Source organism: Citrobacter sp. Cpo065, assembly GCF_030332805.1.
GTDB classification, from domain to species: Bacteria; Pseudomonadota; Gammaproteobacteria; order Enterobacterales; family Enterobacteriaceae; genus Citrobacter; species Citrobacter portucalensis.
In genome coordinates, this window is the sequence record NZ_JAOWHC010000004.1 from 1 (window position 1) to 268 (window position 268).

Sequence of the window (268 nt, forward strand, 5' to 3'; positions counted from 1 at the left end):
GCTTGTAGCTCAGGTGGTTAGAGCGCACCCCTGATAAGGGTGAGGTCGGTGGTTCAAGTCCACTCAGGCCTACCAAATTCGCCTCCGTGCTGTGTTACGGCGATGCTCGCATACTTCAGTATGCTTCGCACCACCGCGCCTTGCCCGGAAACGAATTAGGGTACAGAGATTAGCATTTACGATGGGGTTATAGCTCAGCTGGGAGAGCGCCTGCCTTGCACGCAGGAGGTCTGCGGTTCGATCCCGCATAGCTCCACCATCCTTACTG

1 tRNA gene is annotated in these 268 nt (G+C 56.3%); it reads left to right on the forward strand.

Annotated elements, in window-relative coordinates:
- Positions 1-183: 183 nt before the first annotated feature.
- Positions 184-259, forward strand: a tRNA-Ala gene (locus OGY68_RS00020).
- The last annotated feature ends 9 nt before the right edge of the window (positions 260-268 follow it).